Raw genomic sequence first — 21,776 nt, forward strand, 5'->3', positions numbered from 1 at the left:
CCGAAATCAACGAAGTGGTTCTGGTCGGCGGCATGACGCGCATGCCGAAGGTCCAGGAAGTCGTGAAGCAGTTCTTCGGCAAGGAGCCGCACAAGGGCGTCAACCCGGACGAGGTTGTCGCCATCGGCGCCGCGATCCAGGCCGGCGTGCTGCAGGGCGACGTCAAGGACGTCCTCCTCCTCGACGTGACGCCGCTCTCCCTCGGCATCGAGACGCTGGGCGGGGTGTTCACGCGCCTCATTGACCGCAACACCACGATCCCGACCAAGAAGAGTCAGGTCTTCTCCACCGCCGACGACAACCAGAACGCGGTGACGATCCGGGTCTCCCAGGGCGAGCGCGAGATGGCGGCCGACAACAAGATGCTCGGCCAGTTCGACCTGATGGGCATTCCGCCGGCACCGCGCGGCATCCCGCAGATCGAGGTCACCTTCGACATCGACGCCAACGGCATCGTCAACGTCCAGGCCAAGGACAAGGGCACCGGCAAGGAGCAGCAGATCCGCATCCAGGCCTCCGGCGGCCTCTCCGACTCCGACATCGACAAGATGGTGAAGGAGGCGGAACTCCATGCCGCCGAGGACAAGGGTCGCCGCGAGCTCGCCGAGGCGAAGAACCAGGCCGACGGCCTCGTTCACTCGACCGAGAAGGCCCTCTCCGAACATGGCGCGAAGGTCGCCGAGGGTGACCGAAAGGCCATCGAGGATGCCCTCGCTGCCGTCAAGGAAGCGGTCAAGTCCGAGGATGTCGAGAGCCTCAAGGAGAAGACCAACACCCTGGCGCAGGTCTCCATGAAGCTCGGCGAGGCCATGTATGCGGCCCAGCAGGACGCCGCCGGTGCCGAAGGCGCCGCGCCGAAGAAGGACGACGTCGTCGATGCCGACTTCACGGAAGTGAAGGACGACAAGAAGAAGAGCGCGTAAGGCCCGCAGGGTCTTATCCAGCGGGCCCCCGGAGCCATTCCGGGGGCCTTCGCTTGAACGGGGGCAGAAGCTGGGTCGATGTCCAAGCGCGACTATTATGAAACTCTGGGTGTCGGCCGCGATGCCGACGAAGCGGCGCTGAAAGCCGCCTTCCGCAAGAAGGCGATGCAGTATCACCCGGACCGCAATCCCGACAACGCCGACGCCGAGGCCCAGTTCAAGGAGTTGAACGAGGCCTATCAGGTGCTGTCCGACGGCCAGAAACGTGCCGCCTATGACCGCTTCGGCCACCAGGCCTTCGAGAATGGCGGCGGTGGCGGCCATCCCGGCTTCGGCGGCGATTTCGCCTCCTCCATGTCCGACATCTTCGAGGAGCTGTTCGGCATGTCCGGCGGCCGCCGTCGCGGCGCCGGCGGGCGCGAGCGCGGCGCCGACCTGCGCTACAATATGGACATCACGCTGGAAGAGGCCTTCGCGGGCAAGGCCGCCCAGCTGCGCATTCCCACCACCGTCTCCTGCGAGGTCTGTTCCGGCACCGGCGCCAAGCCCGGCTCCAAGCCGAAGACCTGCGGCACCTGCGGCGGCCAGGGCCGCGTGCGCGCCTCCCAGGGGTTCTTCTCGGTCGAGCGCACCTGCCCGACCTGCCAGGGTCGCGGCCAGGTCATCGAAGACCCCTGCGGCAATTGCGCCGGCGCCGGCCGCACCACCAAGGAGCGCGTGCTCTCGGTGAATATCCCCGCCGGCGTCGAGGACGGCACCCGCATCCGCCTCGCCAACGAGGGCGAGGCCGGCTTCCGCGGCGGCCCGCAGGGCGATCTCTACATCTTCCTGTCCATCGAACCGCACGCCTTCTTCCAGCGCGACGGCCAGGACCTCTATTGCCGGGCCCCGGTCTCCATGGTGACGGCGGCGCTCGGTGGCGCTTTCGAGGTGCCGACCATCGACGGCGGCCGGGCCCAGGTGAAGGTCCCCGAGGGTACCCAGTCCGGCAAGCGCTTCCGCCTCTCCGGCAAGGGCATGCCGGTGCTGCGTTCGAAGGCGGTCGGCGACCTCTATGTGCAGGTCGACGTCGAGACCCCGCGCGCCCTCACCCGCCGGCAGAAGGAACTGCTCGCCGAGTTCGACAAGGAGAGCTCGAAGGACACCCAGCCTGAGACGGCCGGCTTCTTCGCCAAGGCCAAGGCCTTCTGGGACGGGCTAGCCAAGGAGGGGGGCGGCCCCCGCTGAGCCGGGTCACGGATGGACTGCACGACCCAAGTGCGTCCTTCGAGGCCCGCTCAGGACCAATGGCCATCAACCCGCCGAGCCCTCACTCCGCCGCCAGCGACCCCTTCAGCGGCAGCTTGGCGAGCGGCGGCGGGGCCGTCGCCTCGTCGAATTCCAGCGCCTCGATCCGCCCGCCGCGCTTGGCGATCTTGTCGGCCGAGGTGAGGATCTGCCCGAGATCCTCGTGCGCCTGGCCGAAATGCTTCTGCAGGTTCAGCACCCGGTCGGTCAGCCGCGTGACGTCGTCGAGGAGGTGGGAGACCTCCTTCTGGATGACGCGGGCCTCCTCGCGCATGCGCTCGTCCTTGAGCAGCCCCTGCACCACCTGCACTGCGAGCATCATCAGCGAGGGTGACACGATGATCACCCGGGCCCGGAAGGCCTTCTGGACGATGTCGTCGAAATGCTCGTTGAGGTCGGCATAGATCCCCTCCGAGGGCACGAACATCAGCGCCATGTCCTGCGTCTCGCCGGGGATCAGGTATTTCTCGGCAATGTCCTTGATATGGACCGTCAGGTCCTGGCGCAGCCGCTGGGCGGCGAGGCGCCGCACCTCCTCGGCATGGGCCTCGCGCCACATCGTCACCGCCTCGAGCGGAAACTTGGCGTCGACGACGAGGCCGCGGCTGTCGCCGGCGAGGCGGATGACGGCATCCGGCCGCTTGCCGTTGGTGAGCGTCGGCTGGAAGGTGAAACCGGTGCGCGGCAGGCCGTCTGACAGGATCGCCTCCATCCGCCCCTGGCCGAAGGCGCCGCGCGCCTGCTTGTTGGCGAGCACATCCTTCAGCGTCACCACCTGGCCCGCGAGGTCGGTGAGGTTCTTCTGGGCGCTGTCGATGACGGCGAGGCGTTCGTTGAGTTTGCCGAGATTGTCCATCGTCGTCTTGGTCTGTCCCTCCAGCGACTGGCCGATGCGGGTCGACATGCCGTCGAGCCGGTCGCCAAGCTGGCGGGCGAGGTCGTTCTGGCGCGAGCCGAGCCCCTCCGCCATGGCCTGCAGGCGGCCGGTGAGCTCCGACTGGATGCGGGTCATCTCGCCCATCCGCTCCTCGATCTCCTGGGCGTGGATAACGGCGCGCTCCGCCTCCAGCGCGCGGGCGCCCGCCTGCCGGCGCAGCGCGACGAACAGCACTGCGAGCATCAGCACGGAGAGGCCGAGGAGGCCGAGAGCGAGTTCGCCGGCCGTGATCGCGCGGCCGCCGACGACGAGGACGATATCGGTCATGCGACGAGTTTAGGCGATTCGCGCGTCTGCGCCGAACGAAGAGGGAACGGTAGGCGCCGGTCCTACATGAAGCGGCGCAGGTCCGTGGCGGCCCTCGCCGGTTCGCGGGTGACGTCGAAGGTCGAGACGAACTGCCCCTGCCTGTCCATCAGATAGACGAAGGTGGTGTGGTCCATCGTGTAGCCGCCACCGTCCAGCGGCACCTTGCGGCCATAGGCGCGATAGGCGCGCATCGCCTGCGTCACCTGCTCCTCGCTGCCGGTGAGGCCGCGGATGACGGCGTGGAAGCTGCCGAGATAGGTCGACAGCAGTTCCGTCGTGTCACGGGCCGGGTCGACGGTCACGAACAGGACGTTCACCTTCGCCGCATCCGGCCCCAGCGTGTCGAGCAGCTGGGTGATCTCGAACAGCTTGGTCGGGCAGATGTCCGGGCAATGGGTGAAGCCGAAGAAGACGAGGCTCGGCTTGCCCTGCAGGTCCTTCTCGGTGAAGGGCTTGCCGTTCTGATCGGTGAGGCTGAAGGCGCCGCCGATCGCCGAGGAGCTGGAGGCGAGCTGACCCCCGCGCGGCATGGTGAAATGCACCACGGCCGCCAGCACGCCGAGGCCCCCGACCAGCACCGCCAGCGACAGGATGAGAGCGACCGGGCGCGGGCTCTTGCGCGACGTGGCGGGCTTGTTGGACTGCGTCATGGAGGCCTCAGAAGCACCAGGCGAGGCCGGCGGCGAGCGTCTCGAGGAAGACCTTCGAGCCCTGCGTCCACCACAGCACGCCCGAGGCCGCCATAAGCGCGGCGGTGCCGAAACCCGCCGCCCAGAGGGCGAGGCGCGGCGTTTCGGATGAAGGCTGCTGAACCGTCTCGGTCGACATGGCGTTTATGTAGTCCAAGATGCGCCCCGAGGCAAAAGCCGGAGGCGACAGCCCCGATCCCCTTTTCGTGAAGGCGGCCGATGCCGATATGGTCCTGATGCGCCCGGACGATCTTCTCCAGCCGACGCCGCGGGGCCTCTACTGCCCGCCGGCCGACATCTTCATCGATCCGGTCCGGCCGGTGCCGCGGGCGCTGATCACCCATGGCCATTCCGACCATGCCCGCGCCGGCCACGACCACGTCATGGCCACCGCCACGACGCTGAAGATCATGGCGATCCGCTACGGCGCCGATTTCGCCGGCACGACCCAGGCCGCCGCCTGGGGCGAGCGAATCGCGATCAACGGCGTCACCTTCACCTTCCATCCCGCCGGCCACATCCTCGGCTCGGCGCAGATCGCCGTCAGCCACCGGGGCCTGACCATCGTCGCCTCGGGCGACTACAAGCGCGCCGCCGACCCCACCGCAGAGCGCTTCGAGGTCGTTCCCTGCGACGTCTTCATCACCGAGGCGACCTTCGGCCTGCCGGTCTTCCGCCATCCCGTCGCCGCCGGCGAGGTGGACAAGCTCCTCGCCTCCGTCCGCCTCTTCCCGGACCGCGCCCATCTCGTCGGCGCCTATTCGCTCGGCAAGGCGCAGCGCGTCATCGCCCTGATCCGTGCCCGCGGCTACGACGCGCCGATCTACCTCCACGGCGCCGTGGAGAAACTGACCCGGTTCTACCAGGCCGAGGGCTTCGATCTCGGCGACGTCCGTCTGGCGAAGGAAGCCGACAAGAAGGCGCTCGGCGGCGCGATCGTCATCTGTCCGCCGGGCGCCATGAAGGATCTGTGGGCGCGCCGCTTTCCCGATCCGGTGACCGCCTTCGCCTCGGGCTGGATGCGGATCCGGGCGCGCGCCAGGCAGGGCGGCGTCGAACTGCCGCTGATCGTCTCCGACCATTGCGACTGGGACGAGTTGCAGCAGACGATCCGCGACACCGGCGCCGGAGAGATCTGGGTCACCCATGGCCAGGAGGACGCCCTCGTCCACTGGTGCGGCACGCAGGGACTGAAGGCGCGGCCGCTGCGGCTGGTCGGCTATGGGGATGAGGGTGAGGGCGATGTCAGTTCGACTGGGAATCCTTGAAGAACATTTTGACCAACTCTAGCTCTGTCGAGTCAGATATATTCCCAGATAGGTATCGGTAAATCAGATGCGCCCTAAAATCGAGCTGGCTCTGAAATTCAATATTGTTAAACTTATCTCCGATCGATGGGCCGTACCTGGTAACAGACTCTGCATTTCTTGCGGCTTTTCTAAGGACAGTTATTGGAATTGTGGAAGGATCAACTCCCATGGAAACGAGGCGCTTCTTGATCCAATTCGCGCCGATATACTCTTTGGGGCCGAATATCCCTATCGCGAGTGTTGCCGCAATATAAAGAACAGCAGCACCCCCGACAAAGGCCAGAGCAAAAACAAAATATTCCATCGTAAGCCTCCAACCGTAGAGCTTTTTAGCTCACGGAGTTCTGCTTTTTCAACATGAACCGCTTCGCCGCCCTCCTCGACCGCCTCGCCTATGAGCCGCGGCGCAACGCCAAGCTGGCGCTCATCGCCGACTATTTCCGCGCGACGCCTGATCCCGAGCGCGGCTGGGCCCTGGCCGCGATGACTGGCGCCCTCTCCTTCCGCAACGCCAAGGCCAGTCTCGTCCGCGGCCTGATCGCCGAGCGCACGGACCCGGTGCTCTTCGCCCTTGCCTACGATTATGTCGGCGACCTCTCGGAGACGGTGGCGCTGATGTGGCCGGCGCCCGGAGGCCCGGCGCGGAACGAGCCCCCGCCGGCCCTGTCCGAGGTGATCGCCGCCCTCGGCACGACGTCGAAGACCGCCCTGCCGAAGCTGGTCGCCGGCTGGCTCGACCATCTCGACGAGACCGGCCGCTGGGCGCTCCTCAAGCTGATCACGGGGGGGCTGCGCATCGGCGTCTCGGCGCGCCTCGCCAAGACCGCCGTCGCCGCCCTCGGCCCCCGCGACCCCGACGAGATCGAGCTCGTCTGGCCCGGCCTGAAGCCGCCCTATGTGGAGCTCTTCGCCTGGGTGGAGGGCAGCGGCGAACGTCCGGAAGCGCTCGATCCCGCCCCTTTCCGCCCGCCCATGCTCGCCCACGGCATCGAGGACGCGGATTTCGACCGGCTCGACCCCGCCGATTTCGCCGCCGAATGGAAATGGGACGGCATCCGCGTCCAGGCCGCCGCCGGCACGCTTCCCGACGGGCGGCGCGTCGCGCGGCTCTATTCGCGCACCGGCGAGGATATTTCCCCGGCCTTTCCCGACCTTGTCGCGGCCCTCACCTTCGACGGCGCCATCGATGGCGAACTGCTGGTCCTGCGGGAGGGGCGGGTACAGAGCTTCAACGTGCTGCAGCAGCGCCTCAACCGCAAACAGGTCACGGCGTCGCTGCTGGCGGAATTTCCCGCCCACATCCGTGCCTATGACCTGCTCTTCGCCGGCGCTGATGACCTCCGCGACAGGCCCTTCACCGACCGCCGGGCGGTGCTGGAGACCCTCGTCGCGACCATGGCGAAGCCGCGCATCGATATCTCCCCGCTCGTCCCGTTCGAGACCTGGGATGGGCTCGCCGCAGCCCGCCTCGATCCGGCCGCGGCGGCCGCGGGCGACGATGCCGAGGCCATCGAGGGACTGATGATCAAACGCCGCGACGCGCCCTATCTGCCCGGCCGCCCCAAGGGTCCGTGGTGGAAATGGAAGCGCGATCCCATGGTGGTGGACTGCGTGCTGATGTATGCCCAGCGCGGCCACGGCAAGCGCTCCAGCTTCTATTCCGACTTCACCTTCGGGGTCTGGCGGGCAGCGCCGGCAGGCGACGAACTGGTGCCGGTGGGCAAGGCCTATTTCGGCTTCACCGACGAGGAGCTGGCGCAACTCGACCGTTTCGTGCGCAACCATACGGTCAACCGCTTCGGCCCGGTCCGCGAGGTCATCCACACCGCGCGCGCAGGGCTGGTGCTGGAGATCGCCTTCGAGGGGCTGCAGCGCTCCACCCGCCACAAGTCCGGCATCGCCATGCGCTTTCCACGCATCTCCCGCATCCGCTGGGACAAGCCGCCCGGCGAAGCCGACAGGATCGAGGCACTGGAGGTGCGGCTCAAGGGGTGAGGTTGAAGGGATGACGTTTCCCGGAATCCGGCCGGCGCCTCCCGTGCTGCGATGAAACGCCTCGGCAGGCATGCCCGGACGGCTTTGCCTGCCGGCGCACTTCATGCGAAGCGGAGCGCGATGCCCCGCATAGCCCCCATCGTCGATTTTCTGAAGAGCTTCGTCCTGCCTTGTCTGATCGGGGCCGGCGGCGGCTATGCCTTCGACCGGCTCGGCATGCCGGCCGCCTGGCTGTCGGGATCGCTGGTCGCAGCGACACTCCTGGCGCTGGGCGGTGCGAAGGTTGTGGTACCCGGCCCTATCGCCACCGCCACCTTCCTCCTGCTCGGCACCATCATGGGCGCGGCGGTGACGCCGGAGACCCTCCGCCTGATGCTGTCCTGGCCGGTCTCGATGGCGGGCCTCGCCGTGCTCGTCCCGGCCATCGTCCTCGCCATCACGGTCTATCTGGTGCGCATCGAGCGGTTCGACCGCGAGACCGCCTTCTTCGCCTCCATCCCCGGCGCGCTCAGCTATGTCATGGCCATGACGCTCACCTCACGCGCCGATGTGCGGCGGGTCGCCGTCATCCAGAGCTTTCGCCTCGTCCTGCTGGTCGCGGCGCTGCCCGGCCTCCTGTCGCTCGCCCGCATCGGCGGCACGCCCGTCCCGGCACCGGCTACGGCCGGTCTCGGACCATGGCCCGAACTCCTGCTCCTGCTGGTCCTCTCGGCCAGTTGCGGCCTCGGCATGGAGCGGCTGAAGGTGCCCGGCGGCGCCACCGTCGGCGCCATGCTGGCGAGCGCCGTGCTGCACGCCACCGGCCTCGTCACCGCCCTGGTGCCCGAGCCGGTGATGATCGTCGGCTTCGTCGTCATCGGTGTGCTGATCGCCGCCCGCTTCGCCGGCACCTCACTCGCCGAACTGCGCCAGTTGTTGCGCGCCTCCGTCGGCGCCTTCCTCGCCGGCATCGCAGTCACCCTGGTCGTCGCCGCGGCGGTGGCCTGGATCACTGGCCTGCCGCTCGGCAAGGTCATCCTCGCCTATGCCCCCGGCGGCATCGAGGCCATGGCGGTCCTCGCCTTCGTCCTCGACATGGACCCGGCCTTCGTCGGCGCCCACCATATCGTCCGCTTCGTCGGCATCGCGCTGCTCCTGCCGCTGGCCGCACGGATCGTACTCGGACCGCAACGGGCCGCAACGGACCTGTCGATCCCGCCAAAGGACGTTGCATAGGGCGGTTTTCTTCCGCTATCGATAGGGGATCAGCGACCTTGAGGTCCGAGCATGATCGCCCTTCGCCTTCCGCAAGCCGCAGCGGTCGCCCTCTGTGCGGTGCTCGTGCTTCCCGCCTCCACATTGGCCGCCGTCGCCAATTGCACGGTTCCCTCCGTCGCAGCGGCGACGACCGGCGGAACGCTGCCCCGCACCACGGCACGGCTCAAGACGCGCGAGCCGGTGCGCATCCTCGCCATCGGCTCGTCGACCACGGCGGGGGTGGGCAGCGGCGGCGCCGGCTTCGCCCACCGGCTCGGTCCGAGGATCAAGGAGCGCTGGCCCGACAAGGCGATCGAGGTCATCGTCTCCGGCGTCTCCGGCGAAACCGCTTCGGGCGCTGCCGGACGGCTCGCCCGCGAACTCGCCGAGCACCAGCCGACGCTCGTCGTCTGGCAGCTCGGAACCAACGACGCCAATTTCGGCGTGTCGGCCGAGGCCTTCCGCGCCACCATCGGCGCCGGCCTCGCGGTCATCCGCCGCGCCAATGCCGACGCCCTCCTGGTCGACCCGCAGTTTTCGCGCTGGGCCGAGGGAAGCACGCGCACGGCCGAATTCGCCGGCATCGTCGCCAGCGAGGGTTCAAGGGCCGGCGTACCCGTCGTCCGGCGCTACCAGGCGATGTTCCAGCTCGCCGTCTCCAACCGCAGCGCCTTCGACGGGCTGATCTCCTTCGACGGGCTCCACCTGAGCGCGGCCGGCCACGAGTGTATGGCCCAGCAGGTCGCTGGCACGATCCTGCGCACCGCTCGGCGCTGACAACTCCCGACCGTCTTGCCTTTGTGACACGCCACCACCACATTGACGGCGCCGGCGGCGGGCCGGTTCTGGCCTCATGAGCGTAGCGATGAACACGACCACCACGCCGACGACGACGACCACCATCATCCCCTCCCCGATGCAATATCTCGATCGCGCCACGGGGGTGCTGCGCGATCTCGGCCTGATGCCGGCGAAGATCGAGGAGCAGCCGATCATCGCCCTGCTGCAGAAGATTTCCGATCTCGACCAGGACCGGGTGATGATGATCGCCCGCACGCTGAACCAGGTCGGTGTGTTCAACGAGGTCGTCCGCAATCAGGTGGCCGGCATGGAGATCGGTGAGCGCTACGAACTGATCACCCAGGGCTTCAACTCGATCCGCGACGACGCCAAGCGCATGGTCGAGCAGCTCTCCGACGGCAAGCTTTCGACCTTCGAGCGGCTTGAGAACGTCTGGACCAAGGTGCGGCGCGGCGACATCGCCACCCGCTTCGACTCGATCCGCAACACCTATCTCGACGTCGCCCGTGCGACCAAGGACCAGATCCAGCGTGAGGTCACCATCCTCGACGCCTATCGTGACTTCCGCGGCGCGATGAAGCAGGCCGAGGTCCAGGCGCTCGAAGTGCTGGAGAAGGCCAACGACAAGCTGCTGGCGAAGCAGGCCGAGCTGAAGGCCTCGTCGGAAGCCGTCGCCGCCTATGCCGGCACGGTACCCGCCGAACGGGCCAATCTCGAGCTCATCCGCGACACCAAGCTGCGCGAGATGCAGGACGAGGAGAAACGCTTCCAGATCGCCAAGGACCTCTCCGACAACCTGACCATCGGCTACAACACATCCGAGGTCATCATGGCGCGTCTGATGCAGACGACCAACGCCAAGGAGCGCGTCTATTCGCAGGCGATCTCGTTCTTCTCCACCAACGACGCCGTTCTGACCGCGCTGAAGGCCTCCTTCACCGGCCTGCAGGGCCTGCACGAGTCGACGCGGACCCTCAACGAGATGAAGGAGGGCGTTTCCAAGTCGCTCGAGACCCTCTCGGAGATCGGCGACAAGGTGCAGGAGGAAGCACTGCGCGCCGGCTACGGCCCGACCATCCGCGCCGACGCCGTGAAGAAGCTGGTCGAGAGCGTCGTCTCCTTCCAGGAGAAGTCGGGCGAGATCATCTTCGAGATGCGCAAGCTCTCGACCGAAAACTCCCGGGAGATCCGCGACGCGGTGGAGGACGGCAAGAAGCGCCTGTCCGCACTCGCCGAAAAGGGCGCGGCGCTCGGCATGTGAGGGCTCCGGCCGGACGGCCGGCGCCACCTCGTCCGAAGCGCCCCGGCGCATCCCGCAGTCTGACCGGAGGGTCATCCGATGACCGATACCGCCGTCGCCGCCCCTCCGGCCACGCTTCCGGTCGAGAAGCAGTCCGCCAAGCTCGACGACATCATGCTCGCCATGGATGTCGTCGACACGCTGCGTCACGACCAGAAAATCACCGAGCGTGAACTCGCCGAGGGCGACCGGGCCGAGGACCTGATCGAGCGTCTGCGGGTCGTCTACCGCAACCAGGGCATCGACGTGCCCGACGAGATCCTGCGCCAGGGCGTCAAGGCGCTGCGCGAGGAGCGCTTCGTCTACAAGCCGCCGCGCGACAGCCTGTCGGTGAAGATGGCGCGGCTCTACGTGACGCGCGGCCGGTGGGGAAAATGGGCGCTGGCGGCGGTCGCGGCGCTGGCCCTCGGCTTCGGCACCCTCGCCTATCAGGGCTATTCCGAACAGGTCGAACTGACACGCACCATTCCCACGGCCATCACGCGCATCTCCGGCGACATCACCCGCGAGGCGACCGCCGAAAACGTGCGCACCCGCGTCGCGGCGCTCGTCTCGGACGGGCAGACCGCCGCCCGCGACGGCAAGACCGCCGCCGCGCGCACCGCCGTCGCCGACCTCGAGCGCCTGCGCGAGGACATCCGCACCGAATATGACGTCCGCATCGTCTCACGGCCCGGCGAATCGACCGGCGTCTGGCGCCGCCCGCGGCGCAATCCCAATGCCATGAACTACTATGTCATCGTCGAAGCGGTCGGCCGCGACGGCCGGCCGCTGTCGCGCTCGGTCACCTCGGAGGAGGACGGCACCACGCGCGTCGTGACCAAATGGGGCGTGCGCGTGCCGGAAAGCCTCTACCGCGTGGTCGAGGCCGACAAGCGCGACGACGGCATCGTCCAGAACGCCATCCTCGGCCGCAAGCAGCGCGGCCAGCTCGACCCGACCTGGCGCGAAGCGCTGCCGGGCGGCGCCATCACGAGCTGGTAGGAGCATCGCGCATGATCCCCGGACATTCCGCCCTCGGCGGCATCGAGGGTGCCCTCGCCGAAATTCGCCAGGCCGAGAACCAGGTGAACCAGCGGCTCGACAAGGCCAATCGCGGCCAGGCCGAGGCGCGCGCCGAGGAGGCCGAGCGCTTCCGCGATCTCGCCGCCTTCCGTCTGACGTCCGAGAGCGGGCTCGGCGGCCGCCTGACGCAGGTGGCGACCGAAGTGCGTGCGCTTCTGGCGCTGCGCCTCAACGACCGCAACAGGCTGGATCAGGACATCGCCGCGGTCGAGGCCGAGATCGGCCGCGTCGCTGCCGAACGGCAGGACTTCGCCCGCCGGCTCGACGAGGCGGAAGAGCGCCGCGAGACGGTGGCGAACGAGGCGCAGATCGGCCTTGCCGGCAAGAGCGACTATCTCGCCGCAAAGACGGCGGCGGACGGCGCCGTGCAGGTCGCGCAGCAATCGGAAAAGAAGGCGGCACTGGCGGAACAGGAGCTCGAGGAGAAGCGCAAGCCCTACGAGGACGACCCGCTGTTCATGTATCTGTGGAACCGCGCCTATGCCACCCAGGCCTACGAGGCCGGCAACGTGGCACGAATGCTCGACGGGTGGGTGGCCGGCATCGTCCGATACAACGACGCCCGGCCGAACTATGCGCGCCTGACCGAGATCCCCAAGCGCTTGCGCGAACATGCCAATCGCAGCGCCGCCCTCGCCGTCGACGCGCACGAGCGGGTGAAGGCGCTGGAGAACGGCGCCTTCCTGGGAACGGGCGGCGACGCCGCCGAGGCCGAAATTGCCACCCTCCGCCAGCGCCTCGCCGAACTCGACGCCGCCCGCACCGCCGCCGAAGACCAGCATAAGGATCTCGACGCCCGCGCCGCGGCCTTCGCGCGCGGCGAGGACGACCGGTTCCGCCAGTCGGTGAACCTGCTCGCCGAAACGCTGCGCCGCGAGGACATCGACCGGCTCTATGCCGAGGCGCTGAAGACGCCGGCGCCCGACGACGAGGCGATCGTCGGCCGCATCCGCACGCTGCGCGACGCCCAGGAGCGCTTCGAGATCGACGCCCGCCGTGTGCGCGCCGAACTGGCCGACCTGACGCGCCGGCGCGCGGAGGTCTCGCAGGTGGCCACCGGTTTCCGGCAGCGCCGCTACGACGCCGACGGCTCGGTCTTCAACAACGACGTCGTCGGCGCGCTTTTGCGCGGCCTCGTCACCGGCGTCATCAGCGGGTCCGATTACTGGTCGCGCATGGAGCAGGGCCGGCGCGGCAGCCGCTCCGACAACGGGTCGTGGGGCGGCGGCGGCGCCTGGGGCGGCGGCGGATCATGGGGCAGCGGCTCGTCCGGCGGGAGCTGGAGCGGCGGTGGCGGTTCCTCCGGTGGAGGCTGGAGCGGCGGTGGCGGCTCTTCCGGGGGAGGTTCCTCCGGCGGTGGCGACGGCTTCGACACCGGCGGGCGGTTCTAGCCGCCTGCCTCCATCACAGTCTCAGCATCACCAGGAAGGCGGTCAGGTCGTCGGTGAGGAAATCGACGTGGTCGTCGTCGCGTCCCTCGAACTCCCAGGCCTCGCGGAACACTTCCCGGGTGCGTTCCGGCACCACCAGCACCGTCTTCATGCCGAGCGCATGCGGCGCCTCGAGGTTGCGGGCGAGATCCTCGAACATCGCGGCGCGGGACGGCACGACCCCGTGATCGGCGAGGAACTTCTCGTAGGTCGGCCGGTGGGGCTTCGGCAGCAGCCCGGCATCGACGATGTCGAAGACGCCGTCGAAATGGTTCTCGATGCCGAGCCGGCGCGTCACCGCCGCGACATGCGAATGGGTGCCCGACGTGAAGACGAACTTGCGGCCCGGCAGCGCCGCGATGGCGGCGCCGAGTTCAGGGTTTGCCTGCAGCGGCGAATGATCGATGTCGTGCACATAGCTGAGGAAGTCGTCCGGGCTCATGCCATGTTCGATCATCAGGCCGCGCATCGACGTGCCGTAGCGCCGGTAATAGTCCTTCTGCAGGACGAAGGCCTCCTCGGTGGAAATGTCGAGGAGCCTGGCGACATAGGCCTTGATGCGTCCGTCGATCTGCTGCCACAGCGACAGGTGAGCCGGGTAGAGCGTGTTGTCGAGGTCAAAGATCCAGGCGTCGACATCGGCGAAGGCGGGTCGGATTGCGGCGGCACTGGGCATTATGGCTCCCGGAAACGGAGGGACGCGCGGCGGCGTCCATCGAAGGTGACGACCAGAAAATTTGCCGGCGATCCACCATGGGCTGCGCAGTCCGTCGATCCGCTGATCTCGAACTCAGTCGTACGGATGCAGGCCGGAACCGCACCGCCGAAGACCAGCGGCCGCCCGTCCCGCGCCACTGGGCGGCCTTCGGCATCGACCGCCTCGGCAAAGGACAGTACCCGAGCCGGAGTGCCCTCCAGCGGCGGCTTCAGGCAGGCGCCCGGTTCGATGCGGAACCAGCCACGCGTGACGATGCGCCCGGCATCATCGGTGCCGAGCGCCGCCATGATGCGATGGCCGGTATCGTTGCACCAGGCGAAGCCGGGACCCTCGCCGGCCCTGAGAGCCGCCAGCAGCCGGTCGAAAATGTCCGGCAGCACGGCTGCATCGGCAGGCAGGTTGAGGTCGGTGACAAAGGCGCGCAGCGACGCGTCGGTCTTCGGGCCTTCCAGCCCGTCGATCGGCCCGGGGTCATAGCCCATGCGTGTCAGCAGGCGCTGGATGCCCGCCTTGCGCGCCTGCGGCAGGTCGTAATCCGCCTCTTCCGACAGGAACAGCACGCCGATGCCCTCGACGACCGTCGGCTTGACCTCGACGAAGGGGGCGAGACGGTTGGTCGGCTGGCGGCAGGTTTGCGCGCCGGCCACCAGGAAATCACCGTCGCCGATGCACAGGCTGAGATGCTCGGGCTGGCCGAGGCTGGCGCCCGGCGGCTCACCGAACGGGCGCGCATGTAGGAACAGGCGCCCGGGCACTTCCGCCGATTGCAGGATGGCGCGGCACTGACCCGGATCGAGCCTGAACCAGCCGCGGGTCGCGGCGGTGTCGCCGACGACCACGCCAATGGCCGCTTCGGTCATCACGCTCGTGCGGTTGCACAGGCGCGTTTCCGCCGCGGCGGGATATGCGAGGGTCGCGGCGGCCATGAAAGCCGCTGCGACCGCGCAGATCCGCTCACGCGTGAATGAGCGTGCCGGCGCCACCATCGGTCAGGAGCTCCACGAGAACGGCATGGGGGGTCTTGCCGTCGAGAATGACGACGCCCTCGACGCCGCGTTCGATGGCGTAGATGCAGGTCTCGATCTTGGGGATCATGCCGCCGGTGGCGGTGCCGTCGGCGATCAGGCGGCGGCAGTCCTCGACCGAGAGCGACTTGATGAGGTTCTTGTTCTTGTCGAGCACGCCCGGCACGTCGGTGAGCAGCAGCAGGCGCTTGGCCTTCAGTGCTCCGGCGATCGCACCGGCGAAGGTGTCGGCGTTGACGTTGTAGGTGTCCCCCTCCACCGAGGTCGCCACCGGCGCCAGGACCGGGACGAGGTCCTTGCCCAGCACGGTGTCGAGCACCTTGGTGTCGACCTTGTCGGGTTCTCCGACGAAGCCGAGATCGACCGCCTTCTCGATGTTGGAATCGGGGTCGCGGGCAGTGCGGCTGACCTTGCGGGCCTTCACCATGTCGCCGTCCTTGCCGCAGAGGCCGATGGCCTTGCCGCCGGCCGCGTTGATGAAGCCGACGATCTGCTTGTTGATGGAGCCGGCGAGGATCATCTCGACGATTTCCACCGTCTGCTTGTCGGTGACCCGCAGGCCGTCGACGAACTCGCTCTTGATGCCGAGCTTGGCGAGCATCTGGCCGATCTGCGGCCCGCCGCCATGGACGACCACCGGATTGATGCCCGACTGTTCCAGCATGACGATGTCGCGGGCGAAGGAGCGTGCCCCGCTCTCGTCACCCATGGCATGGCCGCCATATTTCACCACGACGATCTCGTCGTCGTATTTCTGCATGTAGGGCAGCGCCTCGTTGAGGACGCGGCCGATATCGTGGGCATCGAGCGGCGTATGCGACATGGGCGGCTCCGACGGATCGCGTCTTGATCGGGTCGCGTCCGGATGCGCGACGGTCGCAGCGTCTTTACCCGATTTGCCCGACCGGGTGAAAGCCGCAAACCGCATCGCGCCCCCGCGCCATTCGCCCGACATGATCGACCCGCATCATCTCGAAGGGTGACAGAGGCGGCGACACTGCCTATGGCATCCACCAACAGGCCAGCGCGCGGCGCGACGGCCGCGAGCAACCACGATCGGAGACCATGACTTCACTCCGTTCCAGAACCTTCGACATCCTTCTCGGCGGCTGGACCGCCCTGTTCGGCGCGCTTATCCCGGCGCTGCTCTGGGCGGATGGCCGGCGCCTGCGCGGCGTATCGCGTCTCTGGGTCTCAGGCGTGATGGGGCTCCTGCGCACGATCATCGGCCTCGACCATGTCGAGATCGGCAGCGCCAACCGCCCTGCCGGTGCCTGCCTCATCGTCTGCAACCACCAGTCGACCTGGGAGACCATCGCCTTCATCCGGCTGTTCCCGGACGTCGCCATCGTCGCCAAGGAGGAGTTGCTGAATATTCCGGTCTTCGGCTGGTACCTGCGCCATTCGCCGATGATCACCATCGATCGCGAATCGGGGACACAGGCGCTGCGCCGCATGGTGGAGGGCGCCAAGGCAGCCCTGGCCGAAGGGCGCCCCGTCTTGCTCTTCCCCGAGGGCACCCGCAAGGACCCTGACGAGGCCATCGCCTTCAAGCGCGGCGTCGAGCTGCTCTACGGCCGGCTCGACGTGCCTGTCCTCCCCGTCGTCGTCAATTCCGGCCGGTTCTGGGGCATTGGCCGCCCGCACAAGCGCCCCGGCACCATCACCGTGTCCTGCCTGCCGCTGATCCCGGCCGGCCTCAAGGCCGGTGAGATGATGGCGCGGGCCGAGCAGGTGATGGAAGAGGAACGCCGCAGGATCGGTTAGCGCGACGGAGATCTCACGGCTCGCGCGCGACGAGAATTTCGACCCGCCTGTTGCGCGACCGTCCCTCCGCCGTCGCATTGTCGCCGATCGGCTGGGCAGCGCCGCGCCCCTCGACGGCGATCCGTGCCGCGTCGGTGAGCCCGGCGGAGATCAGGGCCGAGACCGCCCGGGCCCGGGCGATGGACAGGTCCTGATTGTCCCTGAATGTGCTGGAGCCGGACAGGGCCTGATTGTCCGTATGGCCGATGATGCGCACCGGGCCCTGTTCGACCTCGACCACCGAGGCGATGCGTCGCCCGAGCGGCGAGAAGCCCGGCAGGACGGTGGCCTGGGCGGGCTCGAACGTGCCGAGATTGCCGATGCGGACGGCGATCCAGCCCTCGACCGGTTCAACGGTCACCGTGCCGCTGCGGATGTCGTCCGCCAGAGCCCGGCGCATCCGCTCCAGTTGATCGAGCCGCGGCGGCGGCGGGGGCGTCGGGGGCGGTGCAGCGCGCGGCAGCGGCATCTGGGCGAGCCGCGGGGTCTCCTGCGCGCCGCCGAACAGCATCGGAAGCAGCACGGCGAGAACGGCGACCATCGCGATCAGCAGGACGCTGTAGAGAGCGATCTGCGCGAACTTGCGCGAGACGTTGACCGGTTCGTCCATCTTATTCGGATTTGACATAGCGAAGCGGCCAAAGACTGGGGAGAAGCCATTGAGGCCGGCGACAGCGACATGGGCATGACAGCGACATGGGCATGACAGCGGCGCGCCGGCAGGAGGACCGCGAGCCGGGATGCCGTTGACATTCCCGCTGCACGGCAGAACGTGACGCCCCGAAGGAGAATGCCATGTCCATCCAGGCTCGTCCCTATCCCGACCGCTTCTACCCCGTCGTCGACAGCATCCGCACGCTGATGGATCTCGCCAATCTCGGCGTCGGCACGATCCAGCTCCGGGTCAAGGGTCTCGGCGAGGCACAGGCCGAGGCCCTCGTGCGCGAGGCCGTCGAATCGGTCGAGGGCCTGCCGGTACGGCTGGCCATCAACGACTACTGGCGAGCCGCCATCGCCGGTGGCGCCCGCCACCTCCATCTCGGTCAGGAGGACCTCGCCACCGCCGACGTCGCCGCCATCCGGGCGGCGGGGCTGACACTAGGCCTCTCCACCCACGACGAGGCCGAGCTCGACACCGCGCTCGCCCACGCTCCGGATTACATCGCCCTCGGCCCGATCTACGAGACGACGGTCAAGGCCATGCGCTTCGGACCCCAGGGCCTGGACCGAATCGGCCAGTGGAAGAAGCGGATCGGCGCCATCCCGCTGGTCGCCATCGGCGGCATCACGCTGGAACGTGCCGCTTCCGTCTACGCGGCAGGGGCCGATTCCATCGCCGTGGTCTCCGATATCGCCGGGGCCGACGACCCGGAAACCCGGGCGCGCGAATGGCTGGCGCAGGAGCCGGTGGGCGATTGAGGGGGGCACCGCCCCCCTCCCCTAGCCACGAGCGGCCGGGATGGCTAACTGACAGGGCGGCGGCATTACCCGCCCGGCCTGCCGAGACCTCCTGATGACCAACGCTCCGCCCGGTACGGGGGGCCCGGACGATCCCGGCTTCGGAATCTATGTCCACTGGCCCTTCTGCGCCTCCAAGTGCCCCTATTGCGACTTCAACAGCCATGTTCGCCACGTGGCGCCGGATCAGGCGCGTTTCGTCGCCGCCTTCGGCCGAGAACTGGCGACAGCGGCGCGGCGCACGCCCGGGCGCACGGTCTCGTCCATTTTCCTCGGCGGCGGCACGCCATCGCTGATGGAGCCCGCGACGGTCGGCGCAGTTCTAGACGCCATCGCCCGGCTGTGGACCGTCTCGCCCGATTGCGAGGTAACGCTGGAGGCCAATCCGACCAGCGTCGAGGCGGAGCGTTTCCGCGGTTTCCGCGCCGCCGGGGTCAACCGCGTCTCCCTCGGCGTCCAGGCGCTCGACGATGCCGATCTAAAGAGCCTCGGCCGCACCCATTCGGCCGACGAGGCGCTGCGCGCCATCGACGTCGCCCGAAGCCATTTCGACCGCTATTCGTTCGACCTCATCTATGCCCGGCCTGGCCAGACCGAGGCGGGATGGGAGACGGAACTGCGGCGCGCCATCGCGGAGGCGGCCGAGCACCTGTCGCTCTACCAGCTCACCATCGAGCCCGACACGATGTTCGAGGCCCTGCACAAGGCCGGCAAGCTGGCCATGCCCGATGCCGAGATGGGCCGCGTCCTCTACGACCTGACGCAGGCGATCTGCACCGAAGCCGGACTGCCCGCCTACGAGATCTCCAATCACGCGCGGCCCGGCGCCGAATGCCGGCACAACCTCATCTACTGGCGCTCCGGCGATTTCGTCGGCGCGGGTCCCGGCGCTCACGGCCGCCTGACGCTCGGCAACGGCCGGGTGGCGACCTCGACCGAAAGGCACCCCGAGACCTGGCTGGAACGCGTCGAGAAACAGGGCTCCGGCATCGTCGCGGAAGAGCATCTGGTGCAGATGGAAAATGCCGACGAGTTCCTCGTCATGGGGCTGCGCCTCGCCGAGGGCATCGACCTGTCCCGCTACGAGGCGCTGTCGGGCACGCCGCTCGACCCCGAGCGCATCGCCTTTCTCACCGGGGAGGGCTTCGTCCAGCCCCTGCCGGGTGGCCGGCTGAAGGTCACGCCGGCCGGCTTCCCGGTGCTGAACGCGGTGGTCGCCGACCTCGCGCAACCGGCCTAGCGACAGGCGCGACCGCCGCCGACGTCGAAGTGGAAGTGGTCGTAGTGCAGCGGGTTGTGATCCGGCGACAGCGTCACGTCGAACCAGACGCAGGCGGCGTCGCGGACGGCGCGCAGGAAGGCGGCGCGGCCGGGATCAGCCGACGACCAGTCGGCGGTCAGTGTCAGCCGTCGCCCATCCGCCAGTTGAAAGCCCGAGATGTCGATCGCGTCGGCCGTGGCATGGCGGCTGCGCCGTCCGGACGCGGCGTGGTTGATGTTGCGGCAGGCATAGGTGCCGAGATGTTCGATGCGCGTGACCGGCGTGCCGAGATGCCGGCGGGCCGCGGCGCCGAGGGCGTGGCGGTCGAGCATGGCGAGGGAGAGTGCCACCCGGCAGGTCACGATCACCGGCGACGCGAGGCGGGTCGCCCCGACCGTGGGGGTCCGGACGGCATCGGTGAAGCCGCAGCCCTCGCCCGTGACGCGGTCAGGCACCGGCTCGAAGGCGATCCCGCCGCGGGTCAGGGCGGCGCGGCAGAGGTCCCCGTCGTCACGCGCGCGGGCGAACTTGAACCGCGTCAGGAAACTTGGCGTTTCGACGATGTCGAAGGGCGCGAAGGGGTCCCAGCGCGGCGGCAGCACGATGCGCCCGGCAGCGACGAGCGCGCCGGTGACGAGAATGGCGAGGATCAGCGGCACGACGAGAAGGCGGGCGATGCGGGCGACCATGCGCCAGCCTAGCCGGATCGGGGGCCGCAGGCACCGCCTGGGGCGCGGCATGCCGCCGCTGTCGACCGGCGGCGCACTGCTTGGCTTTTGCCCGCGGAACCGCCTATTTTCGTCCGATGCCGAATGCCTTGCTTCCCTCGATGATCGATACCGCGCCGGCGATGCGCAGCCTGCGTCTCGAAACGCTCATCCGCCTGCGCTGGTTCGCCGTGGTCGGCCAGACCACCGCCATCGTCGCGGTCTACTGGGGGCTGAACGCCGACCTGCCGCTCGATCTCTGCCTTCTCGCGGTGGCGGCATCGGCCTGGATCAACATCACGCTGCGCCTGCGCTATCCGGCGAACCATCGCCTGTCGCCGCTGGAGGCCGGGTTCTCGCTGGCCTGGGACATCGTGCAGCTCGCCATGCTGCTCTATCTGACCGGCGGCCTCGAAAACCCGTTCTCCTTCCTGTTTCTCGGCCCCGTCCTCATTTCGGCGACGTCGCAGCCGCCGCGCACCACCTTGCTGCTCGGTCTCCTCACCGTCGTCTGCGCGACCTTCGTCGGCTATATCCACATGCCCCTGCCCTGGGAGTGGAAGAACGACCTCAGGCTGCCGCCGCTCTATCTCGTCGGCGTCTATGTGGCGCTGCTGATCTGCCTGTCCTTCATCGGCCTCTATGTCTGGCAGGTGGCCGAGGAACAGCGCCAGTTCACCGATGCGCTGACCGCCACCGAACTCGTTCTCGCGCGCGAGCAGCATCTCTCGCAGCTCGACGGCCTCGCCGCAGCCGCCGCCCACGAACTCGGCACGCCGCTCGCCACCATCGCCCTGGTCACCAAGGAACTCTCCGGCGTCCTGCCGAAGGACGGCCCCATTGGCGACGACATGACCCTGCTTCGCGAGCAGGTCCAGCGGTGTCGCGACATCCTCGCCAAGCTCAAGAGCCTGTCGAGCGGCGATGCGCCCTTCGACACGATGTCGCTGGCCCAACTGATCGAGGAAGTGGCCCAGCCGCACCGCTTCTTCGGCATCGCCATCACCGTCGACCTGCCCGACAAGCGCGAGGGCGAACCGCTCATCGCCCGCAATCCCGGTCTGCTCTACGGCCTCGGCAACATCGTCGAGAACGCCGTCGATTTCGCGCGGTCCTCGGTGGTGATCGCGGCCCGCTGGGACCAGGAGAGCGTGACGGTCACCATCATCGACGACGGTCCGGGACTTGCGCCCGACATTATCGAACGCATCGGCGAGCCCTACCTGACCCGCCGCGGCAAGGGGCTCGGCCGCAGCCGCCGAGCCTCCGCGACGGAGGATCCGGGCGAGGAGAAGGCGGGCATGGGGCTCGGGGTCTTCATCGCCAAGACCCTGCTGCAGCGCTCCGGCGCGCGCGTCACCTACCGCAACCGGCCGGGGCTCGAGACCGGCGCGGTCGTCGAGGTGACCTGGCCGCGCAGCGCCTTCGGATCGGCAGCGAGCGGCGGATCGTCGCGGCTGCAAGTGGCCGCGACGCCTTGAGGTGAGAGGCCCGCGACCCTACATCGCGTGTCGACGCA

22 protein-coding genes are annotated in these 21,776 nt (G+C 68.4%); 13 read left to right on the forward strand and 9 right to left on the reverse strand.

Features of this window, described 5'->3' with window-relative positions; genetic code table 11:
• Both Q8O26_RS03460 and dnaJ read left to right on the forward strand, forming a co-directional pair.
• Window positions 1–923: Hsp70 family protein (locus tag Q8O26_RS03460; protein ID WP_305573509.1), on the forward strand; the 923-nt coding region annotated here is incomplete at its 5' end.
• Window positions 924–1,001: 78 nt separating this feature from the next.
• Window positions 1,002–2,150 (forward strand): molecular chaperone DnaJ, encoded by a 1,149-nt coding sequence (dnaJ, locus tag Q8O26_RS03465; protein WP_305573511.1) that lies wholly within the window; start codon window positions 1,002–1,004, stop codon window positions 2,148–2,150.
• A gap of 82 nt (window positions 2,151–2,232) precedes the next feature.
• On the opposite strand, the gene Q8O26_RS03470 is transcribed toward dnaJ, so the two are convergent.
• From Q8O26_RS03470 to Q8O26_RS03480, 3 genes are all read right to left on the reverse strand, one after another.
• A complete protein-coding gene (locus Q8O26_RS03470; RefSeq protein WP_305573513.1) occupies window positions 2,233–3,414 on the reverse strand; it encodes a DNA recombination protein RmuC in 1,182 nt (393 codons plus the stop codon).
• Window positions 3,415–3,476: 62 nt separating this feature from the next.
• Window positions 3,477–4,106 carry an SCO family protein gene (locus tag Q8O26_RS03475; RefSeq protein WP_305573514.1) on the reverse strand — a complete coding sequence of 210 codons (630 nt, stop codon included), beginning with the start codon at window positions 4,104–4,106 and terminating at the stop codon, window positions 3,477–3,479.
• Window positions 4,107–4,113: 7 nt separating this feature from the next.
• A complete protein-coding gene (locus tag Q8O26_RS03480) occupies window positions 4,114–4,302 on the reverse strand; it encodes a hypothetical protein (RefSeq protein ID WP_305573516.1) in 189 nt (62 codons plus the stop codon).
• 79 nt (window positions 4,303–4,381) lie between these two features.
• Here Q8O26_RS03480 and Q8O26_RS03485 point away from each other — a divergent pair, with 79 nt between their 5' ends.
• Window positions 4,382–5,413, forward strand: a complete 1,032-nt coding sequence (locus tag Q8O26_RS03485; protein WP_305573608.1) for a ligase-associated DNA damage response exonuclease — start codon at window positions 4,382–4,384, stop codon at window positions 5,411–5,413.
• On the opposite strand, the gene Q8O26_RS03490 is transcribed toward Q8O26_RS03485, so the two are convergent.
• Window positions 5,391–5,759, reverse strand: a complete 369-nt coding sequence (locus tag Q8O26_RS03490; RefSeq protein WP_305573518.1) for a hypothetical protein — start codon at window positions 5,757–5,759, stop codon at window positions 5,391–5,393. The genes Q8O26_RS03485 and Q8O26_RS03490 overlap by 23 nt on opposite strands.
• 53 nt (window positions 5,760–5,812) lie before the next feature.
• Between Q8O26_RS03490 and Q8O26_RS03495 the strand changes: the two genes are divergently transcribed.
• From Q8O26_RS03495 to Q8O26_RS03520, 6 genes are all read left to right on the forward strand, one after another.
• On the forward strand, window positions 5,813–7,450 hold the full coding sequence (locus Q8O26_RS03495) for a cisplatin damage response ATP-dependent DNA ligase (RefSeq protein ID WP_305573520.1): 1,638 nt from the start codon (window positions 5,813–5,815) through the stop codon (window positions 7,448–7,450).
• 120 nt (window positions 7,451–7,570) lie between these two features.
• A complete protein-coding gene (locus tag Q8O26_RS03500) occupies window positions 7,571–8,665 on the forward strand; it encodes an AbrB family transcriptional regulator (protein ID WP_305573522.1) in 1,095 nt (364 codons plus the stop codon).
• A 51-nt stretch (window positions 8,666–8,716) separates the two neighbouring features.
• On the forward strand, window positions 8,717–9,463 hold the full coding sequence (locus tag Q8O26_RS03505; RefSeq protein ID WP_305573524.1) for an SGNH/GDSL hydrolase family protein: 747 nt from the start codon (window positions 8,717–8,719) through the stop codon (window positions 9,461–9,463).
• An 88-nt stretch (window positions 9,464–9,551) separates the two neighbouring features.
• Window positions 9,552–10,748, forward strand: a complete 1,197-nt coding sequence (locus Q8O26_RS03510; RefSeq protein ID WP_305573526.1) for a cell surface protein — start codon at window positions 9,552–9,554, stop codon at window positions 10,746–10,748.
• 78 nt (window positions 10,749–10,826) lie between these two features.
• The gene (locus Q8O26_RS03515; protein ID WP_305573528.1) at window positions 10,827–11,771 is read left to right on the forward strand and encodes a DUF6384 family protein; all 945 of its coding nucleotides are present in this window, start codon (window positions 10,827–10,829) and stop codon (window positions 11,769–11,771) included.
• Window positions 11,772–11,782: 11 nt separating this feature from the next.
• The gene (locus Q8O26_RS03520) at window positions 11,783–13,243 is read left to right on the forward strand and encodes a hypothetical protein (RefSeq protein ID WP_305573530.1); all 1,461 of its coding nucleotides are present in this window, start codon (window positions 11,783–11,785) and stop codon (window positions 13,241–13,243) included.
• Window positions 13,244–13,256: 13 nt separating this feature from the next.
• Here Q8O26_RS03520 and Q8O26_RS03525 read toward each other — a convergent pair whose 3' ends face one another.
• Genes Q8O26_RS03525 through argB form a run of 3 tightly spaced genes read right to left on the reverse strand, consistent with a single transcriptional unit; the run spans window position 13,257 to window position 15,848 of the window.
• Window positions 13,257–13,958, reverse strand: a complete 702-nt coding sequence (locus tag Q8O26_RS03525; protein ID WP_305573532.1) for a pyrimidine 5'-nucleotidase — start codon at window positions 13,956–13,958, stop codon at window positions 13,257–13,259.
• On the reverse strand, window positions 13,958–14,926 hold the full coding sequence (locus Q8O26_RS03530; protein WP_305573534.1) for a DUF1036 domain-containing protein: 969 nt from the start codon (window positions 14,924–14,926) through the stop codon (window positions 13,958–13,960). Before Q8O26_RS03530 ends, Q8O26_RS03525 begins: the two co-directional genes overlap by 1 nt.
• A 28-nt stretch (window positions 14,927–14,954) precedes the next feature.
• Window positions 14,955–15,848, reverse strand: coding sequence for an acetylglutamate kinase (argB, locus tag Q8O26_RS03535; RefSeq protein ID WP_305573535.1), 894 nt, complete (start codon window positions 15,846–15,848; stop codon window positions 14,955–14,957).
• A gap of 242 nt (window positions 15,849–16,090) precedes the next feature.
• Here argB and Q8O26_RS03540 point away from each other — a divergent pair, with 242 nt between their 5' ends.
• Window positions 16,091–16,792: a 1-acyl-sn-glycerol-3-phosphate acyltransferase gene (locus Q8O26_RS03540; RefSeq protein ID WP_305573536.1), complete on the forward strand. Its 702-nt coding sequence runs from the start codon at window positions 16,091–16,093 to the stop codon at window positions 16,790–16,792.
• A 13-nt stretch (window positions 16,793–16,805) separates the two neighbouring features.
• Here Q8O26_RS03540 and Q8O26_RS03545 read toward each other — a convergent pair whose 3' ends face one another.
• Window positions 16,806–17,441 (reverse strand): OmpA family protein, encoded by a 636-nt coding sequence (locus Q8O26_RS03545; RefSeq protein ID WP_305573538.1) that lies wholly within the window; start codon window positions 17,439–17,441, stop codon window positions 16,806–16,808.
• 185 nt (window positions 17,442–17,626) lie between these two features.
• Here Q8O26_RS03545 and thiE point away from each other — a divergent pair, with 185 nt between their 5' ends.
• Both thiE and hemW read left to right on the forward strand, forming a co-directional pair.
• Window positions 17,627–18,250 (forward strand): thiamine phosphate synthase, encoded by a 624-nt coding sequence (gene thiE / locus Q8O26_RS03550; RefSeq protein ID WP_305573540.1) that lies wholly within the window; start codon window positions 17,627–17,629, stop codon window positions 18,248–18,250.
• Between the two features lie 94 nt (window positions 18,251–18,344).
• Window positions 18,345–19,529 (forward strand): radical SAM family heme chaperone HemW, encoded by a 1,185-nt coding sequence (gene hemW, locus Q8O26_RS03555; RefSeq protein ID WP_305573542.1) that lies wholly within the window; start codon window positions 18,345–18,347, stop codon window positions 19,527–19,529.
• Here the strand turns inward: hemW and Q8O26_RS03560 are convergent.
• On the reverse strand, window positions 19,526–20,239 hold the full coding sequence (locus tag Q8O26_RS03560; RefSeq protein ID WP_305573544.1) for an extensin family protein: 714 nt from the start codon (window positions 20,237–20,239) through the stop codon (window positions 19,526–19,528). The two genes, hemW and Q8O26_RS03560, sit on opposite strands and share 4 nt — an antisense overlap.
• Before the next feature lie 140 nt (window positions 20,240–20,379).
• Here Q8O26_RS03560 and Q8O26_RS03565 point away from each other — a divergent pair, with 140 nt between their 5' ends.
• A complete protein-coding gene (locus Q8O26_RS03565; RefSeq protein WP_305573546.1) occupies window positions 20,380–21,738 on the forward strand; it encodes an ActS/PrrB/RegB family redox-sensitive histidine kinase in 1,359 nt (452 codons plus the stop codon).
• The last annotated feature ends 38 nt before the right edge of the window (window positions 21,739–21,776 follow it).

Origin of the sequence: Phreatobacter sp. (assembly GCF_030691135.1) — a bacterium.
Lineage (GTDB): Bacteria > Pseudomonadota > Alphaproteobacteria > Rhizobiales > Phreatobacteraceae > Phreatobacter.

Bases quoted from the DNA above. Each gene is read 5' to 3' on its own strand.
- Q8O26_RS03495 (WP_305573520.1), top strand. From the start codon at position 5,813: ATGAACCGCTTCGCCGCCCTCCTCGACCGCCTCGCCTATGAGCCGCGG.
- Q8O26_RS03500 (WP_305573522.1), top strand. From the start codon at position 7,571: ATGCCCCGCATAGCCCCCATCGTCGATTTTCTGAAGAGCTTCGTCCTG.
- hemW (WP_305573542.1), top strand. From the start codon at position 18,345: ATGACCAACGCTCCGCCCGGTACGGGGGGCCCGGACGATCCCGGCTTC.
- dnaJ (WP_305573511.1), top strand. From the start codon at position 1,002: ATGTCCAAGCGCGACTATTATGAAACTCTGGGTGTCGGCCGCGATGCC.
- argB (WP_305573535.1), bottom strand. From the start codon at position 15,848: ATGTCGCATACGCCGCTCGATGCCCACGATATCGGCCGCGTCCTCAAC.
- Q8O26_RS03515 (WP_305573528.1), top strand. From the start codon at position 10,827: ATGACCGATACCGCCGTCGCCGCCCCTCCGGCCACGCTTCCGGTCGAG.
- Q8O26_RS03490 (WP_305573518.1), bottom strand. From the start codon at position 5,759: ATGGAATATTTTGTTTTTGCTCTGGCCTTTGTCGGGGGTGCTGCTGTT.
- Q8O26_RS03520 (WP_305573530.1), top strand. From the start codon at position 11,783: ATGATCCCCGGACATTCCGCCCTCGGCGGCATCGAGGGTGCCCTCGCC.
- thiE (WP_305573540.1), top strand. From the start codon at position 17,627: ATGTCCATCCAGGCTCGTCCCTATCCCGACCGCTTCTACCCCGTCGTC.
- Q8O26_RS03530 (WP_305573534.1), bottom strand. From the start codon at position 14,926: ATGGCCGCCGCGACCCTCGCATATCCCGCCGCGGCGGAAACGCGCCTG.
- Q8O26_RS03540 (WP_305573536.1), top strand. From the start codon at position 16,091: ATGACTTCACTCCGTTCCAGAACCTTCGACATCCTTCTCGGCGGCTGG.
- Q8O26_RS03485 (WP_305573608.1), top strand. From the start codon at position 4,382: ATGCGCCCGGACGATCTTCTCCAGCCGACGCCGCGGGGCCTCTACTGC.
- Q8O26_RS03560 (WP_305573544.1), bottom strand. From the start codon at position 20,239: ATGGTCGCCCGCATCGCCCGCCTTCTCGTCGTGCCGCTGATCCTCGCC.
- Q8O26_RS03475 (WP_305573514.1), bottom strand. From the start codon at position 4,106: ATGACGCAGTCCAACAAGCCCGCCACGTCGCGCAAGAGCCCGCGCCCG.
- Q8O26_RS03525 (WP_305573532.1), bottom strand. From the start codon at position 13,958: ATGCCCAGTGCCGCCGCAATCCGACCCGCCTTCGCCGATGTCGACGCC.
- Q8O26_RS03510 (WP_305573526.1), top strand. From the start codon at position 9,552: ATGAACACGACCACCACGCCGACGACGACGACCACCATCATCCCCTCC.
- Q8O26_RS03545 (WP_305573538.1), bottom strand. From the start codon at position 17,441: ATGGACGAACCGGTCAACGTCTCGCGCAAGTTCGCGCAGATCGCTCTC.
- Q8O26_RS03470 (WP_305573513.1), bottom strand. From the start codon at position 3,414: ATGACCGATATCGTCCTCGTCGTCGGCGGCCGCGCGATCACGGCCGGC.
- Q8O26_RS03565 (WP_305573546.1), top strand. From the start codon at position 20,380: ATGATCGATACCGCGCCGGCGATGCGCAGCCTGCGTCTCGAAACGCTC.
- Q8O26_RS03505 (WP_305573524.1), top strand. From the start codon at position 8,717: ATGATCGCCCTTCGCCTTCCGCAAGCCGCAGCGGTCGCCCTCTGTGCG.